At 65.9% G+C, this 14,919-nt stretch carries 14 protein-coding genes; 9 read left to right on the forward strand and 5 right to left on the reverse strand.

The genetic code is table 11. The features are described from left to right. Positions 1-67 precede the first annotated feature (67 nt). Positions 68-991 (forward strand): GTP cyclohydrolase FolE2, encoded by a 924-nt coding sequence (folE2, locus tag VGM71_RS14620; RefSeq protein ID WP_331546433.1) that lies wholly within the window; start codon positions 68-70, stop codon positions 989-991. A 98-nt stretch (positions 992-1,089) separates the two neighbouring features. Here folE2 and VGM71_RS14625 read toward each other — a convergent pair whose 3' ends face one another. The 3 genes from VGM71_RS14625 to yidD are packed head-to-tail and all read right to left on the reverse strand — an operon-like array spanning position 1,090 to position 3,417. After that, on the reverse strand, positions 1,090-1,881 hold the full coding sequence (locus VGM71_RS14625; protein ID WP_331546435.1) for a M23 family metallopeptidase: 792 nt from the start codon (positions 1,879-1,881) through the stop codon (positions 1,090-1,092). Then, positions 1,878-3,218 (reverse strand): dihydroorotase, encoded by a 1,341-nt coding sequence (locus tag VGM71_RS14630; RefSeq protein ID WP_331546437.1) that lies wholly within the window; start codon positions 3,216-3,218, stop codon positions 1,878-1,880. The genes VGM71_RS14625 and VGM71_RS14630 overlap by 4 nt, the downstream gene beginning before the upstream one ends. Continuing rightward, complete coding sequence (yidD, locus tag VGM71_RS14635) at positions 3,211-3,417, reverse strand: membrane protein insertion efficiency factor YidD (protein WP_331546459.1); 207 nt, start codon at positions 3,415-3,417, stop codon at positions 3,211-3,213. Before yidD ends, VGM71_RS14630 begins: the two co-directional genes overlap by 8 nt. Positions 3,418-3,587: 170 nt before the next feature. Between yidD and dksA the strand changes: the two genes are divergently transcribed. After that, positions 3,588-4,670 carry an RNA polymerase-binding protein DksA gene (gene dksA / locus VGM71_RS14640; protein ID WP_414675142.1) on the forward strand — a complete coding sequence of 361 codons (1,083 nt, stop codon included), beginning with the start codon at positions 3,588-3,590 and terminating at the stop codon, positions 4,668-4,670. A gap of 30 nt (positions 4,671-4,700) precedes the next feature. On the opposite strand, the gene VGM71_RS14645 is transcribed toward dksA, so the two are convergent. Together VGM71_RS14645 and cysS are read right to left on the reverse strand one after the other, a co-directional pair. Then, positions 4,701-5,138, reverse strand: coding sequence for a SufE family protein (locus VGM71_RS14645; protein ID WP_331546441.1), 438 nt, complete (start codon positions 5,136-5,138; stop codon positions 4,701-4,703). Then, positions 5,135-6,514 (reverse strand): cysteine--tRNA ligase, encoded by a 1,380-nt coding sequence (cysS, locus tag VGM71_RS14650; RefSeq protein ID WP_331546443.1) that lies wholly within the window; start codon positions 6,512-6,514, stop codon positions 5,135-5,137. The genes VGM71_RS14645 and cysS overlap by 4 nt, the downstream gene beginning before the upstream one ends. 227 nt (positions 6,515-6,741) lie before the next feature. Here cysS and VGM71_RS14655 point away from each other — a divergent pair, with 227 nt between their 5' ends. From VGM71_RS14655 to VGM71_RS14685, 7 genes are all read left to right on the forward strand, one after another. Next, the gene (locus VGM71_RS14655) at positions 6,742-7,293 is read left to right on the forward strand and encodes a glycine zipper 2TM domain-containing protein (protein WP_331546445.1); all 552 of its coding nucleotides are present in this window, start codon (positions 6,742-6,744) and stop codon (positions 7,291-7,293) included. Positions 7,294-7,673: 380 nt separating this feature from the next. Beyond that, positions 7,674-8,681 carry an N-acetylornithine carbamoyltransferase gene (locus VGM71_RS14660; RefSeq protein ID WP_331546447.1) on the forward strand — a complete coding sequence of 336 codons (1,008 nt, stop codon included), beginning with the start codon at positions 7,674-7,676 and terminating at the stop codon, positions 8,679-8,681. A 43-nt stretch (positions 8,682-8,724) separates the two neighbouring features. Beyond that, positions 8,725-9,930 (forward strand): argininosuccinate synthase, encoded by a 1,206-nt coding sequence (locus VGM71_RS14665; RefSeq protein ID WP_331546449.1) that lies wholly within the window; start codon positions 8,725-8,727, stop codon positions 9,928-9,930. 8 nt (positions 9,931-9,938) lie between these two features. Next, positions 9,939-11,036: an acetylornithine deacetylase gene (locus VGM71_RS14670; RefSeq protein ID WP_331546461.1), complete on the forward strand. Its 1,098-nt coding sequence runs from the start codon at positions 9,939-9,941 to the stop codon at positions 11,034-11,036. After that, positions 11,026-12,342 carry an acetylglutamate kinase gene (locus VGM71_RS14675; RefSeq protein ID WP_331546451.1) on the forward strand — a complete coding sequence of 439 codons (1,317 nt, stop codon included), beginning with the start codon at positions 11,026-11,028 and terminating at the stop codon, positions 12,340-12,342. Before VGM71_RS14670 ends, VGM71_RS14675 begins: the two co-directional genes overlap by 11 nt. A gap of 6 nt (positions 12,343-12,348) precedes the next feature. Continuing rightward, complete coding sequence (gene argC, locus VGM71_RS14680) at positions 12,349-13,296, forward strand: N-acetyl-gamma-glutamyl-phosphate reductase (RefSeq protein ID WP_331546453.1); 948 nt, start codon at positions 12,349-12,351, stop codon at positions 13,294-13,296. A 16-nt stretch (positions 13,297-13,312) separates the two neighbouring features. Continuing rightward, positions 13,313-14,605 (forward strand): argininosuccinate lyase, encoded by a 1,293-nt coding sequence (locus tag VGM71_RS14685; RefSeq protein ID WP_331546455.1) that lies wholly within the window; start codon positions 13,313-13,315, stop codon positions 14,603-14,605. Positions 14,606-14,919: the final 314 nt, after the last annotated feature.

Here is a 14,919-nt window from a genome sequence, read left to right on the forward strand (position 1 = left end):
CCACTTCCCCCGGACCCCATGTGGGTCACGGTAAGCCGGATAACGGCACGTCCCAAGGAAATTCCTGATGTACATCCACGATTCTCCCACCCGCCTGCTTCCCGATGTCGCTTCGCAGGAGCATGCCCTGGCCATCGGTACCCTCGACTGGGTAGGCATGGATGGCATGGAAATGCCGGTGGCGTTCGATGCCGGCGACGGCGATGTCCGTGATACTGGTGCCCGGGTCGGGGCTTTCGTGAACCTCGTGAAGCCCGAGGCCCGCGGGATCCACATGTCGAGGCTATACCTCCTGGTATCGGACGTGCTGTCGGCCGGTCCGCTCACCACCGCGAGCATCCGCGCCCTGCTGGAATCGTTCCTGGCCTCGCACGAGGGGTTGTCCGATCATGCGCGCCTCACTATCGGTTTCGAGCACCTGGTGCAGCGCCGGTCGCTGCGTAGCGACAACAGCGGCTGGCGCGCCTATCCGATCACGATCGACGCCACGCTCACCGGTGGCACTTTCCGCGTCGAGATCACCACCGATGTGGTGTATTCGTCCACCTGTCCCGCTTCCGCGGCACTGTCCCGCCAGTTGATCCAGGACAATTTCGCGAAAACGTTCTCTGCCGACCAGGCCTTGGATCGCGAGACGATTCTCGCGTGGCTGGGCACCGAGCAGGGCATCGTCGCCACGCCGCATGCCCAGCGCAGCACTGCCACCATCCGCGTGAGGCCGGTGGGCGAGGGCGTGTTCCCGCTGATCGGCATGATCGACAACGTGGAAGCCGCGCTGGGCACGCCGGTGCAGACGGCGGTCAAGCGCGCCGACGAGCAGGCCTTCGCGCTCGCCAATGGCCAGAACCTGATGTTCTGCGAAGACGCCGCGCGGCGCATCCAGAAGGCGCTGTCGATCGATCCCAGCATCGCCGACTTCCACCTGCGCGTGGCCCACCACGAAAGCCTGCACCCGCACGACGCGGTGGCTTTCGCGTCGAAGGTCCGCTGAGTAGGCTGTAGGAGCGCGCCCTGCGCGCGACGGCTTTTCGCGAAGAACAACAACCCTGTTGCGCATAGCCCCAAAGGCGTCGCGCGCAGGGCGCGCTGCTACCGGATCCCCGGTAGCAGCAGGGGATCCAGGCGTACCCCGAACCAGTTGAACCCCCAGTGCAGGTGCGGCCCGGTTGCTCGGCCGGTCTTGCCTGCCGCGCCGAGGACCTGGCCCTGGCGCACGTGTTGGCCCACCTTCACATCGATCCGCGACAGGTGCAGGAAGTTCGACGACAGGCCGAAGCCGTGGTCGAGCAGCAGCGTGCCGCCGGTGAGGTAGAGGCCGGGCTTCGCGAAGGTGATCACGCCATCGGCGGGCGCCTTTACCGGTGTGCCTTCGGGCACTGCGATGTCCATGCCCGAGTGCGGCGCTTTCGGATCGCCGTTGTAGATGCGCTGGTTGCCGAAGCGGCCGCTGATACGACCCGTCACCGGCCAGGCGAAACCCCTGGCGAAATCTTCCCGTGAGTCGTCGCGATCGCGTGCGGCCACCACTTCCGCCTGCTCGCGGGCGATACGCGCCGCAATGGCCGGCGGCGGATTCACCGTCTTGGGTGGCACGCCGTCCACGCGTTCGACCGGCCAGTCGCGCGGGGTAACCGCTACGCTACGCCTGTCCCTGCCGAGCGTGACGTCGATGGGACCTTTCTCGTCGCGGCTGACGCCGAAGACGAAGACGCCGTCGTCGCCCACATGTACCGGTTTGCCCGTCACGGTCACGCCCACGCCTGGCGACGTGTGCCCGATGACTAGCGCGCCCTGGGACACGCTGGCGGGCAGGGTGGCGGTGGCGGCCACCGCGGACGCGGACACCGTGAGCGCGCCCAGCGCGCATGCGAATTTTCTCATCGATCGAAAGCCAACCGCTGGCCGCGGATGGATTCGTCCACCATCCTGCCGTCGAACACGCGCTGCCCGTTGACGAAGGTGGACGCGATGCGGCTGCTGAAGGTAGTGCCTTCGAACGGCGACCATCCGCATTTCGACAGCACTTCCTCGCGGGTGACGGTGTGCTTCCGCCGCGGATCCACCAGCACGAGGTCGGCGGCGTAGCCTTCGCGGAGGAAGCCGCGCTTGTCCACGTCGAACAATTTCGCCGGGGCGTGGCAGACGGCCTCTACCACGCGCTCGAGCGTGAGCTTGCCCGCGAACACGCGCTCCAGCGCCGCCTGCAGGGCAAACTGCACCAGGGGCAGGCCGGACGGCGCCTTGTCGTACTTCTGCGCCTTCTCTTCGAGCAGGTGTGGCGCATGGTCGGTGGCGAGGACGTCGAGGCGGCCTTCGGCCAGGGCCCTGGTGATCGCCTCGCGATCGGCTTCGTCCTTGATCGCCGGGTTGCACTTGATCAGGAAACCCTTCTGGTCGTAATCGGCCTTTCCGCCGAAATGAAGGAAGTGCACGCAGGTTTCGGCCGTGATCCGCTTGCCCTCGATCGGGCCCGGCTCAAAAAGGGCGAGTTCGTCGGCAGTGGAGATGTGCAATACGTGGAGTCGGGTGTTGTGCTTTTTCGCAAGCGATATGGCGAGGCGCGTCGACTTGATGCAGGCCTCGCGCGAGCGGATGTGCGGGTGTTCCCAGGCGGGAATGTCCTCACCATACTTCTCGTGCGCCTTTGCGAGGTTCGCATCGATCATCGGCGTATCCTCGCAGTGCGTGATGATCGGCGTGGGCGCGTCGCGGAAGATGTGGTCCAGCGTTTCCGGATCGTCCACCAGCATGTTGCCCGTGGAGGCACCCATGAACACCTTGATGCCAGGCGCGCTCTTCGGATCGAGGGTGCGGATCGCCTCGAGGTTATCGTTGCTCGCGCCGAGGTAGAAGGCGTAGTTCACCACCGAAGTCTCGGCGGCGCGCGCGTACTTGGCTTCCAGCGAGTCGCGGTCCAGGGCCGGCGGCTTGGTGTTGGGCATTTCCATGAAGCTGGTGATGCCGCCCGCGGCGCAGGCGCGCGACTCGTGGGCGATGTCGGCCTTCTGGGTGAGGCCCGGCTCGCGGAAGTGCACCTGGTCGTCGATCATGCCCGGCAGCAACCACAGCCCGGTGGCGTCGATAACCTCTTCGTCACGTACCTTTTCCAGGCCCTGCGAGATCGTTTCGATTTTTCCGTCTCGCAGGCGGACGTCAGCGATGAAGCGCCGTCCTTCGTTGACCAGTTCGGCGTTTTTGATGAGCCAGGCGTCAGTCATGGGTATGTGCTCCTTGGGCGCCGCAGCGGCGCAGGACGAAATGTTCCGGAACGGGGTCGATACCGCCTTCGCATAGCGGTTGGCAGCGCAGGATGCGCCACATGCCGAGCACGCCGCCACGCAACGGACCGAAGCGCGCTATGGCAACCCGGGCATAATCGGAACAGGATGGATGGAACCGGCAGCGGGTCCCCAGCATCGGGCTCAGCCACCGTTTGTAGAGAGAAAGCAGGAATAGGAGGAGGCGGGTCACTGTGAGTCCGGTATCGACCGGCGTAGGCCAACCGACAGTATCCCAGAATGACGGGTTGCTGGGGTAACGCATCTGGGCTATAACACCCCGCCGCCACGGCCACCGAGGTGAAGGAAATGGCGAAAAACGCTCGTAGTTCCGCAACCGCCAAAGTATCCGCCAAGAAGGGCGGAGCCGGCGACGTGAAGAAGGCCAGGACGGTAGCGGCCGGAGTGAAGACGACCAAGGCGCCGGCCAGGAGCGCGGCGAAATCGCCGGTGAAGACGGCTGCCAAGGCCGCTCCGAACAAAGCCGCTCCGTCACCGGTGAAAAAAGCTGCCGCTAAACCGGCTGCCAAAGCTCCCGCGAAGGCGGCTCCGGCCAAGAAAGCGCCCGTGACGACGGCCAAGGCGCCGGTTACCAAGGTCGCTACCTCGAAGGCCGTGACGAAGGCAGCACCGAAGCCTGCCGCTAAGGCGGCGACGAAGGCCGCTCCCGCCGTGGCGAAAAAGGCTCCGCCTGCCTCGGTGAAGAAGACATCAGCGGCGCCGGTAAAGGCCGCGCCCGCCCCGGCGCCCGCGCCGGTGGCGAAGAAAACCGCAACTGCCGCTCCCGCCGTCGCGTCCCCGAAGGGCCGCACGGCATCGGCCGTTGCCGCCACGCCACCCCGGACAGCGTCCGCGGTGGCTGGCTCCAACTCATCCAGAAACGAGAAGTCCGCGCAAGCCAGCATGAATAGCACTGCCTCCAATACCGCCGACAACGGCATCACGCGTGAAGATGGCCGCTATGCGCTGCCCGCTTCCACCGTCATCGACCTGCCCAAGGGTTACCGGCCAGGCAACGACGAGGAGTACATGAATCCTCGTCATCTCGCCTATTTCCGTAACAAGCTGAAGGAGTGGCGCGAGCAACTGGTCGAGGAGTCCCGCCAGACCATGGACAACCTCCGCGAGGAAGTCCGCGACGTGGGCGACGAGGCCGAGCGCGCCACGCGCGAGACCGAGAATTCGCTCGAACTGCGTACCCGCGACCGCTACCGCAAGCTCATCTCCAAGATCGACAAGGCCCTGCGCCGCATCGAGGAAGGCCGCTACGGCTACTGCGAGGAGACCGACGAGGAAATCGGCGTGGATCGTCTCGATGCCCGCCCGATCGCCACGTTGTCCCTGGATGCCCAGGAACGGCGCGAACATCTGCAGAAGCAGATGGGCGACTGAAACGAAAAGCCCCGCATCGCGGGGCTTTTCTCAGCTGGCCGATATGGCCTGCGCTGCGTAGGCTTTCAGCCTCGCCAGCATCGCCGCCAGGCCGTTGGAACGGGTGGGCGAAAGATGCTTGGCCAGCCCGATCTCCTGGATGAACGCGGGTTCGGTCTCCACGATCTCCCGCGCCGGGCGGTCTGAATACACACGCAGCACCAGCGCGATCAATCCCGACACGATGGCCGAATCGCTGGCCGCGTCGAAATGCATCCGCGAAGCGTCGCCGGACGGGATCAGCCACACCATCGACTGGCAGCCGTGCACGCGGTTCTCCTCGGTCTTGCGTTCGTCGGGGAATGCCGGCAACTGGCGGCCTAGGTCGATCAGGTACTGGTAGCGCTCGGTCCAGTCGCTGAAGAACGCAAATTCCTCCGCGATGGCGGCCTGCGCGTCGAGGGCGCTGGTTTCGACTGGTGCGCTCATGCTTTCACCACGCTCCAGCGCGTGCCCTGGGCGCCGTCTTCAATGGCGATGCCCAACTCCTTGAGCTGGTCGCGAATGGCGTCGGAGCGCGCGAAGTCCTTCGCCGCGCGTGCCGCCCGGCGTTCCTCCAGCAGGGCTTCGACGGCATCGGCATCGACCGCCTCGCCGGGGTTGCCCTGGCGAAACCAGGCCTCGGGGTCCTGCTGGAGCAGGCCGAGCAGCTCACCGCCACCGAGCAAGGCGGCCTTGGCGGGAGCGCGCGCGTCGCCCGTGGCACGGCGTGCGGCATCGGCCAGCTGCGACAACTCGGCCAGGGCCTGCGGCGTGTTCAGGTCATCGCACAGGGCAGCTTCCACCGCCTCGGGTATCACGGGCTCGCCAGCGTCTACGTCCGCCATGTCACGCAGTGCCCCGTACCAGCCGTCCAGCGTGCGCAAGGCCTGGGTCATCGCGGTGTCGGACCAGTCCAGCGGCTGTCGATAGTGGCCGCGCAGCAGCATGAGGCGCAGGGCTTCGCCGGAGTGCTTCCGCAGCAGTTCGTGCAACTGGAGCACGTTGCCGAGCGACTTCGACATCTTGCGTCCGTCGAACGTCAGCATGCCGTTGTGCAGCCAGTAGCGCGCGAACGGTTTGCCACCGTGGGCGCAGACACTCTGGGCGATCTCGTTCTCGTGGTGCGGGAAGGTGAGATCCACGCCACCGGCATGGATGTCGATCGTCTCGCCGAGATGGGCCTCGCTCATGGCCGAGCACTCGATGTGCCAGCCGGGGCGACCGCGGCCCCACGGGCTGTCCCACCCGGGTTGGGTGGCGTCGGAGGGCTTCCACAGGACGAAGTCGCCAGGACTCTTCTTGTAGGGCGCCACTTCGACGCGGGCGCCGGCCAGCAGATCGTCCGGATCGCGTCCGGAAAGGGCACCGTACTCGGGGAAAGACTCGACGTGGAACAGGACGTGTCCCTCCGCCTCATAGGCATGGCCGCCGGCGATCAGCCGCTCGATCATCGCGATGATCTGGGGGATATGGGCGGTGGCGAGCGGTTCCACGTCCGGCGGAGCCACGCCGAGCTGGGCGATGTCCTCGCGGTAGGCATCGGCATAGCGCTCGGTGATCTGGGCGATGGGCACCCCGGCGGCCGCGGCGGCCGCGTTGATCTTGTCGTCCACGTCCGTGATGTTGCGGGCGAAGACCAGCTTCGGGTAATGCCGGCGGATCAGGCGGGCCAGCACGTCGAAGACGACCGCCGGGCGGGCATTGCCGATGTGGATGTAGTTGTAGACCGTGGGCCCGCACAGGTACATCGTCACCCGCTGTGGATCGACCGGGGTGAACGCCTCCGTGCGGCGCGACAAGGTGTTGTAGAGCGAGATCGGCATCGGGAATCCGTAGGCGGGGTGCGACGTTCGGCCAATCCGAGATAGTAGCAAGGGACGCTCCAGGCAAGGCCCCGGGCGGCCGCGGGGGAGCGCCTACGCGCGTCCGCGGAATCGGTTGACAACGGTAGCGATATTACGCGCTTGGGTTCTAAGCGTGGATTCAGCGTGAACTTGATGAAATACACACCAGTAGGTGCTCTCGTGCGCCTGGCTGGAGGTCCTCCTACATGTCTCGCCTGCTCATCCCCGCGCTCATCCTCGCGGTATTCACCACCGGTACCCAAGCCCAGGACGGCCGCTACAGTCCCGGCCCGGGTGGTTCCGGCCCCGACGACAACACCCATTTCGGATGGGCCGACGTGCTGCGCGTCGACCCCGTGTACGGGGTCGCTCGCGTGGAAACGCCGCGCCAGGAATGCTATGACCAGCCGGTGGTCCGCCAGGAGTCCAGCGGTAGCAGCACCGCGGGCACCATCCTGGGTGCCGTGGTCGGCGGCGTGCTGGGCAACACCGTGGGCAAGGGCGACGGACGCAAGGCGGCCACGGTAGCGGGCGCAGTGGCCGGCGGTGCCGTTGGCAACAACATTTCCCACCGCGGCGACCGCTCCTACGAAAGCACCGAGACCCGCTGCCGCGACGTGAGCACGGTGTCCGAGCAGCGCCGCATCGCCGGCTATGACGTGGAATACCGCTACCGCGGCGAAGTCTACGTCTCCCGCCTGAACTACGACCCGGGCGAGCGCCTGCGCGTCCGCGTCAGCGTATCGCCGGCGGACTGAGCCGTTTTGGGTAGGAGCGCGCCTTGCGCGCGATATCTTTTAGGGCCAGATCCGGGAGCTGGCGCGCGGGCCTCGGGGTCCCCGCGAAGAACTGTCGCGCGCAGGGCGCGCTCCTACCCGTAGAGCCCTGTTGCGCAGCGCACCAAATCCCGGCATGATCGCCGCTCCACCCAGTCAGGCTCCTCCGTGTCCCACGCCGTCTACACCGCGATCGTCCTCACCAGCGCCCGTATGGCCGCAGGGATGACCTCGCGTGCTCGTCGACCGTACATCGGACCCTCTGCCGGGTAGGCCTGTCGCGCGCGTTTCATTCGTATCGACTAAAAAACCCGGCCATGTGCCGGGTTTTTTCGTTTCCACCTTCCACTTTCCGGATCGCCATGACCGCTCGCCATTTCCTCTCCACCCAGGACTACAGCCGCGCCGAGATCGACGCCCTGCTCGAGCAGGCCGCGGAGTTCAAGCGCTCGCGTCAGGGTCAGCAGCTGGCCGGCAAGTCGATCGCGCTGCTGTTCTTCAATTCGTCCATGCGCACGCGCACCAGCTTTGAACTAGGCGCCTTCCAGCTCGGCGGCCACGCCGTGGTGCTCTCGCCGGGAAAGGACGCATGGCCCATCGAGTTCGAGGTCGGCGCGGTGATGGACGGGGACACTGAGGAACACATCGCCGAGGTGGCGCGCGTGCTCTCACGCTATGTGGACCTGATCGGCGTGCGGGCCTTCCCCAAGTTTGTCGACTGGTCGGTGGATCGTCAGGACAAGGTGCTGGCAGCCTTCGCGCAATACGCCACCGTGCCGGTGATCAACCTGGAAACCATCACCCACCCCTGCCAGGAACTGGCCCATGCGCTGGCGCTCAAGGAACACCTGGGCGACCTGCAGAACCGGAAGTACGTCCTCACCTGGACCTACCACCCCAAGCCGCTGAACACGGCCGTGGCCAACTCGGCCCTGCTGGTCGCGACGAAGATGGGCATGGACGTGACCCTGCTGTGCCCCACGCCGGAGTACGTGCTCGACGAGCGCTACATGGAATTCGCCCGCGCCAACGCGCGCGAGAACGGCGGCTCCCTGCAGGTGTCGCACGACATCGAGTCGGCCTACCGCGGCGCGGACGTGATCTACGCGAAAAGCTGGGGCGCTATCCCGTACTTCGGCCGCTGGGACGAGGAGAAGGCGATCCGCGACGCCAACAAGCACTTTATTGTCGACGAGGCCAAGATGGCGCTCACCAACAACGGGCTCTTCAGCCACTGCCTGCCGCTGCGCAGGAACATCAAGGCGACCGACGCGGTGATGGATTCGCCAGCCTGCATCGCCGTCGACGAAGCCGAGAACCGCCTGCACGTTCAGAAAGCGGTGATGGCCTCGCTCGTTTCGCAATCCTGATTCGTCCCATTCCCTTCGGTCCAACGTCTTCTACGGAGCCCGCATGTCCAGCAACGATATCGTCCTCGCCTTCTCCGGCGGCCTCGACACCAGTTTCTGCGTTCCTTACCTCATCGAGCGCGGCTACGCCGTGCACACCGTCTTCGTCGACACCGGCGGTGTTTCGGACGAGGAGCGCGAGTACATCGAGCAGCGCGCCAACGAGCTGGGGGCGGCCTCGCACCGCACCGTCGATGCCGCGCAGGCCATCTGGGACAGCTTCGTCACGCCGCTGATCTGGGCCGGCGAGTTCTACCAGGGACAGTACCCACTGCTGGTGTCCGACCGCTACCTGATCGTGAAGGCCTCGCTCGAGCGCTGCGACGAACTCGGCACGAAGTTCTTCGCGCATGGCTGCACCGGCATGGGCAACGACCAGGTGCGCTTCGACCTTACCGTGAAGGCGCTGGGCGATTACACCATCGTGGCGCCGATCCGCGAGATCCAGCGCGAGCACACCCAGGTTCGCGCTTACGAGCAGAAGTACCTCGAGGAGAGGGGTTTCGAGGTCCGCGCCAAGACGAAGCACTACACGATCAACGAGAACGTCCTCGGCGTGACGATTTCCGGCGGCGAGATCGACGCGTGGGAAATTCCGGAAGAGGGCGCCGTTGCCTGGTGCGCGCCGCGTTCCGAATGGCCGTCCGAACCGCTGCGCATCGAACTCGGCTTCGAGCAGGGCACGGCGGTATCGCTGAACGGCAAGGCGGCCTCGGGTCCGGAGATACTCGGCTTCCTCAACCGCGAGCTGGCGAAGTACGGCGTGGGCCGCAGCATGTACACGGGCGATACCAACATCGGCCTTAAGGGCCGCATCGTCTTCGAGGCTCCCGCGCTCACCGCGCTGCTCACCGCGCACCGTGCGCTCGAGGAAACCGTGCTTTCGAAGCAGCAGAACCGCTTCAAGCCCGAGATCGGTCGCAAGTGGACCGAGGTGGCCTACGAGGGCTTCTTTAACGACCCCATCAAGGCCGACCTGGAAGCCTTTCTCGTCTCCACGCAACGCAAGGTGGATGGCAAGGTGATCATCGAGACACGCGGCGGCACGGTGTACGCGGTAAAGGTGGCGTCGAAGAACATCCTTCAGTCGGCGAAGGCGACCTATGCCCAGGCCGCCGACTGGGGCGTGGCCGAGGCGGAGGGCTTCATCAAGCTCTACGGCATGAGCTCCACGCTCTGGGCCGAAGTCGACCGTGCGAACGGGAAGTGAACCGACCCATGGATGCCCTGCTGAAGGACACGCTCACCCATCTGCGCGCATTGGTCGGCTTCGACACGCGCAACCCGCCACGAACGATCGGCACCGGCGGCATCTTCGATTACCTGCGCGCGAACCTGCCCGGGTTCGACGTGCAGGTGACCGACTTCGGTGCCGGTGCCGTCAATCTCTACGCGGTGCGCGGCAAGCCGAAGATCCTGTTCAACGTGCACCTCGACACCGTGCCGGATTCGCCGCACTGGACGGCCGGCCCATTGGAGCTGCGCGTGACGGAGGACCGCGCGATCGGCCTCGGTTCCTGCGACATCAAGGGCGCGGCGGCAGCGCTGGTCGCCGTGGCGAACGCCTCACGGGGCGACATGGCCCTGCTGCTGTCCACCGACGAGGAAGCCAACGATGCGCGCTGCATCGACGGCTTCCTGAAGACACCGCGCGATTATGAGGCGATCATCGTCGCCGAGCCGACCCGCGGCGAAGCGGTGCTGGCGCATCGCGGCATCCATTCGGTGCAGATGCGCTTCCAGGGCAGGGCGGGGCATGCTTCCGGCGAGCAGAAGCCGTCGGACAGCGCGCTGCACCAGGCGATCCGCTGGGGCGCCGCTGCGCTCGATCACGTGCAGGCACAGTCGCATGAGCGCTTTGGTGGGCTCACCGGCCTGCGCTTTAACATCGGCAAGGTGGAAGGCGGGATCAAGGCCAACGTGATCGCGCCGACGGCCGACGTGCGCTTCGGCTTCCGTCCGCTGCCGTCGATGGATGCGGATGGCCTTCTTGAGACGTTCCGCACGCTCGTGGAGCCGTACCCGGTGGAATACGGCGAAACCTTCCGCGGCGATTCGCTGCCGGCGGGCGACGCCGCCACGGCGGAAACCCGTCGCCTGGCCGCACGCGACCTCGCCGACGAACTCGGTATCCCGGTCGGCAACGCGGTCGATTTCTGGACCGAAGCCGCCCTGTTCTCCTTGGCCGGGTACACGTCCTTCGTCTATGGCCCCGGCGACATCGCCCAGGCGCACAGCGCCGACGAGTGGGTCGCCCTCGATCAACTGGCGCATTACGCCCAGACCATCCATCGGATCGTCGACAGTGGACTCTAACAAGCACACCAGGAAAACCATCGTTCGCCTCCTGTCCGCCATGGGCAGTGCGCGCGAAATCCAGCAATACCTGAAGCGCTTCGCGCAACTGGACGCCGCCCGCTTTGCCGTAGTGAAGGTGGGCGGCGCCGTGCTTCGCGACGAGTTGCCGGACCTCACCTCCTCGCTGTCCTTCCTGCAGCAGGTGGGCCTCACGCCAATCGTGCTGCATGGGGCGGGTCCGCAACTGGACGAAGAGCTGGCCACCGCCGGTATCGAGAAGAAGACAGTGAACGGCCTGCGCGTGACCTCGCCGGGGGCGCTGGCCATCGTCCGCCGCGTATTCCAGGCACAGAACCTGCGCCTGGTCGAGGCGTTGCAGGAAGTGGGCACACGTGCCACGTCCGTGCCGTCGGGTGTCTTCGCTGCCGACTTCCTCGACCAGGAAACACTGGGTCTGGTGGGACGCGTGCGCGATATCAACCTCGCGCCGATCGAGGCGAGCCTGCGCGCAGGGTCGATTCCTGTCATCGCCAGCCTCGGTGAAACCGATGCTGGCCAGATCCTCAACATCAACGCCGATTTCGCCGCGAATGAACTCGTCCGCGTGCTGCAGCCATACAAGATCGTGTTCCTCACCGGCACCGGCGGCCTGCTCGACGGCGATGGCAACGTGATCGATTCGATCAACCTGTCCACCGAGTACGAGCAACTGCTGCAACAGCCCTGGCTGCATTCGGGCATGCGCCTGAAGATCGAGCAGATCAAGGACCTGCTGGACGACCTGCCGCTCACTTCGTCGGTGTCGATCACGCGTCCGGCGGAGTTGGCGAAGGAGCTGTTCACGCACAAGGGATCGGGCACGCTCGTTCGCCGCGGCGAACGCGTGCTGTGCTTCGATTCGTGGGACGACGTGGACCTTTTGCGGATGCGCCAGCTCATCGAATCGAGCTTCGGCCGGACGCTGGTGGACGGCTATTTCGAGCGGACGAAGCTTTATCGCCTTTACGTCTCGGAGAATTACCGAGCGGCGATGGTGCTCACCGAAGAGGAAGGGTTCGCCTATCTGGACAAGTTCGCCGTGCTCGACGACGCGCAGGGCGAGGGCCTGGGCCGCGCGGTCTGGCAGGTGATGCGCGATGCGAATCCCCAGCTGTTCTGGCGCTCGCGCCACGACAACGCCATCAACCCGTTCTATCACATGGAAGCCGATGGCTGCCTCAAGCAGGCCCGCTGGACCGTGTTCTGGTACGGTCTGGACAACTTCGCCGACATCGAGCGCTGCGTGACGCATAGCCGCTCGCGCGTCCCCACCTTGCAGGACTGAACCGTCATGACCAGGAAGACCATCGGTATCGTCGGCGCGCGTGGTCACACGGGTACCGAACTCATCCGGCTGATCGCCGCGCATCCCGATCTCGAGCTTGCCTTTGTTTCCTCGCGGGAACTCGATGGCCAACGGCTGGGCGACCATAGCGACACCTATCGTGGCGACCTCATGTACGGCAACTTCGACCCGGCGGCCGTCGCGGCAGCCGGCGTGGACGTGGTGGTGCTGGCGTTGCCCAACGGCAAAGCCGCACCATTCGTCGAAGCGATCGACAAGGCGGGCGCGCCAACTGTCATCGTGGACCTCTCCGCGGATTACCGCTTCGACGAGCGCTGGTATTACGGCCTGCCTGAGCTATATCGGGATCGCTGGCGCGGCGAGAAGCGGATCAGTAACCCGGGATGCTATGCCACCGCCATCCAGGTCTCGATCGCGCCGGTGAAGGACCTACTCGCCGCGCCGCCGGTGTCCTTCGGCGTTTCCGGCTATTCGGGCGCGGGCACCACGCCGTCCGACCGCAACGACCCGGACAAGCTGCGCGACAACCTGATGCCGTACTCGCTGACCGGACACATGCACGAGAAGGAAGCGAGTCGTCACCTCGGCCTGCCGGTGGAATTCATGCCGCATGTCGCGCCGCATTTCCGCGGTCTTACCGTCACCACCAACCTCTACCTCGCGAAACAGGCGAAGCGGGAGGACATCGTCCGCCGCTTCGAGGCCCGCTTCGAGAAGGAACCGCTGATCCACGTGGTGGAAGAGGCCCCGTGGGTGAGTCACGTGGCGAACCGGCATCACCTCGACGTGGGCGGCTTCGCCATGTCGACCGATGGCCGCCGCGTCGTCGTGGTCGCGACGTTGGACAACCTGCTCAAGGGCGCGGCCACCCAGGCCATGCAGAACGTCAACCGTGCGCTCGGCTTCGACGAGCTCACCGCCATCCCGCGCTGAGCGGCAAGGAACCCTCATGACCCAGCCGCTCTGGCAGAAGTCCGATACCCAGGTGGACGCGCGCATCATGCGCTTCCTCGCCGGCAACGACGTGGTGCTCGACCGCGAGTTCTTCCTGCACGACATCACCGCGAGCAAGGCGCATGTCGAAGGGCTTGCGAACATCGGCGTGGTCTCGGCGGACGAGCGGGATGCGCTGCTGCGCGAGTTGGACGCGCTGGCCGGCGATTTCACGGCCGGCGTCTTCGTGCTCGACGATCGTTTCGAAGACGGCCATTCCGCCATCGAAGCCCGCCTGACGGAGCGTCTGGGGGACGCCGGGCGCCGCGTACATACGGGCCGTAGCCGCAACGATCAGATCCTCGTGGCGACGCGCCTCTGGCTCAAGGAAAAGCTGGCGGCGCTGGAAGGGCTTTGCCGGAAGGTGGCCGAGGTCTGCCTCGAGCGTGCCGGCGGCGATGCGTTGGCGATGCCCGGCTACACGCACATCCAGCGCGCGGTGGTGTCGTCGACGGGCATGTGGTTCGCCGCGTTCGCCGAGGCCTTCATCGACAACACCCTGCGTGCCCGTCAGGCGTTGGAGCTGGTCGACGCCAATCCGCTGGGTACCGCGGCCGGCTACGGTGTGAACGTGCCGCTCGATCGCGCGCATACCACGGCGGCACTCGGCTTCGGCCGCATGCAGGTTTCGCCGATCTACGCGCAGCTGTCACGCGGCAAGTTCGAGATGGCGGCGCTGGACGCGGTGGGCTCGGCGTTGCTCGACACGCGCCGGCTGGCGTGGGACCTCTCGCTGTTCACCACGGCCGAATTCGATTTCGTGAAGCTGCCGGCGGAATACACCACCGGTTCGTCCATCATGCCGAACAAGCGGAATCCCGACGTCGTGGAGCTGCTGCGCGCGAGCTATGCGACCGTGGCCGCGGCGCGCACCGAGATCGAGCAGCTGCTCTCATTGCCTTCGGGTTACCAGCGCGACCTGCAATTCTCGAAGGGTTCGCTGTTCCACGGCTTCTCCATGGGCCTGGGCGCGCTCGAACTGCTTCCGGACATGCTCGCGCGTTTCGAGTGGAAGGCGGACAGGATGCGCGCCGCGATCGAGCCGGCGATGTATGCCACCGACGTGGCTATAGAGCACGCCGTGGCAGGCGTGCCGTTCCGTGATGCTTACCGAGCGGCGGCGGAAACCGCGGCATCGGCAGGCGAGGGGCGCACACCGGAATCGAGCCTGGCTGCGCGCACGTCACCCGGCGCAGGCAACGACCTGATGCTGGACTCACTTCGTGCCCGTCTGAACGCCATGCGTTAAGCCTACAAAGCGACAGGTAGTCGCCCGATTTCGTCGATCGGGCCTCCCCGCCATCATCTCGTTCGCGAGGTGCCCTTTCCGTAACATGTCGGGACGTTTCAACTGTTCCCGGACAGCTCTCGCGTTGCTCTCGGAGTTCCACTCACAGGGTAACCATGCGCTTGAAGCTGCTTACCGTCGCGCTGGCACTGGCTGCGATGCCTTTCGCGAGCCATGCGGAAGACCTGCTCGACGCCTACCGGCAGGCGCGGGCCAACGACCCGTTGCTGTCGCAGGCCGACTCCACCCGCCTCGCCACCGGCGAGGGCGTGGTG

Origin of the sequence: Luteibacter sp. (genome assembly GCF_036499525.1) — a bacterium.
Lineage (GTDB): Bacteria > Pseudomonadota > Gammaproteobacteria > Xanthomonadales > Rhodanobacteraceae > Luteibacter.

What these genes read in the sequence shown, in the direction of transcription:
- folE2 (WP_331546433.1), top strand. Translation starts at nt 68, where the DNA reads ATGTACATCCACGATTCTCCCACCCGCCTGCTTCCCGATGTCGCTTCG.
- VGM71_RS14625 (WP_331546435.1), bottom strand. Translation starts at nt 1,881, where the DNA reads ATGAGAAAATTCGCATGCGCGCTGGGCGCGCTCACGGTGTCCGCGTCC.
- VGM71_RS14630 (WP_331546437.1), bottom strand. Translation starts at nt 3,218, where the DNA reads ATGACTGACGCCTGGCTCATCAAAAACGCCGAACTGGTCAACGAAGGA.
- yidD (WP_331546459.1), bottom strand. Translation starts at nt 3,417, where the DNA reads ATGCTGGGGACCCGCTGCCGGTTCCATCCATCCTGTTCCGATTATGCC.
- dksA (WP_414675142.1), top strand. Translation starts at nt 3,588, where the DNA reads ATGGCGAAAAACGCTCGTAGTTCCGCAACCGCCAAAGTATCCGCCAAG.
- VGM71_RS14645 (WP_331546441.1), bottom strand. Translation starts at nt 5,138, where the DNA reads ATGAGCGCACCAGTCGAAACCAGCGCCCTCGACGCGCAGGCCGCCATC.
- cysS (WP_331546443.1), bottom strand. Translation starts at nt 6,514, where the DNA reads ATGCCGATCTCGCTCTACAACACCTTGTCGCGCCGCACGGAGGCGTTC.
- VGM71_RS14655 (WP_331546445.1), top strand. Translation starts at nt 6,742, where the DNA reads ATGTCTCGCCTGCTCATCCCCGCGCTCATCCTCGCGGTATTCACCACC.
- VGM71_RS14660 (WP_331546447.1), top strand. Translation starts at nt 7,674, where the DNA reads ATGACCGCTCGCCATTTCCTCTCCACCCAGGACTACAGCCGCGCCGAG.
- VGM71_RS14665 (WP_331546449.1), top strand. Translation starts at nt 8,725, where the DNA reads ATGTCCAGCAACGATATCGTCCTCGCCTTCTCCGGCGGCCTCGACACC.
- VGM71_RS14670 (WP_331546461.1), top strand. Translation starts at nt 9,939, where the DNA reads ATGGATGCCCTGCTGAAGGACACGCTCACCCATCTGCGCGCATTGGTC.
- argC (WP_331546453.1), top strand. Translation starts at nt 12,349, where the DNA reads ATGACCAGGAAGACCATCGGTATCGTCGGCGCGCGTGGTCACACGGGT.
- VGM71_RS14685 (WP_331546455.1), top strand. Translation starts at nt 13,313, where the DNA reads ATGACCCAGCCGCTCTGGCAGAAGTCCGATACCCAGGTGGACGCGCGC.